This is a genomic window from Commensalibacter papalotli (ex Botero et al. 2024), assembly GCF_947179115.1.
Taxonomy (GTDB): Bacteria; Pseudomonadota; Alphaproteobacteria; order Acetobacterales; family Acetobacteraceae; genus Commensalibacter; species Commensalibacter papalotli.
Window position 1 is genome coordinate 1 of sequence record NZ_CAMXCI010000023.1, and the last position, 651, is coordinate 651.

Consider the following 651-nt stretch of genomic DNA (forward strand, 5'->3'; position numbering starts at 1 on the left):
GCGACCAAGAACTATCAAACAGCAACGATTTTTATCAAAGACCAACAAGCCAAATATCTACAATTTGAGGAATATGGCGGCACGCGAACGCCAAGTGATGCTATTACCAATCCCAGTGCCAAGGCTTTGGTGGTGGCTGCACCGAATGCCAAGAAAAATGCATCGGGTGGAATGCCCAAAGGATATGTCAAAAGTCTTGCACAAAAAGCCATGCAGGATTTACAGCGTGCTAAATCAGCAGGACGCAAAGGCAAAGCCCAATCTATCCTGAAAATCCAAGGAAAGAATGGCAAGTCTGGTGGGTTCTTTTTATATAACCGTCAACAACGAAGTTTAACACGGTTGGTAAGTTTTGTGAATAAAACCAGCTATAAACCTAAAATGGGCTTTCATCAAAAAGTGGAACAATTTTTAAATAAAAATACCAATCATTATTTAAGCCAAGCGATCGATCGGATACTTACCAAAGGAAAATAGTTCATGTTGACTTATTATATGCCTCCTAAAACAATGTGGTCTAATCTTTCCAAAGAAACATTGCGTATTTATCTTGATCAAGCACAACAAGCTTATAATGATTTATTAATTGGTAATAAACCAATCTCTGTTTCTTATTCCCAAGAAACTGGGGCAAAGTCAGTGACATATACC

Annotated in this window: 2 protein-coding genes; both read left to right on the plus strand. The window is 38.6% G+C overall.

The features are described from left to right. The coding region (locus tag QMN76_RS10895) for a hypothetical protein (protein ID WP_282066046.1) at window positions 1–477 on the plus strand (477 nt) is incomplete at its 5' end. Between the two features lie 33 nt (window positions 478–510). After that, window positions 511–651 (plus strand): gpW family head-tail joining protein (gene gpW / locus QMN76_RS10900; RefSeq protein ID WP_282066048.1); only part of this gene is annotated, 141 nt, incomplete at its 3' end.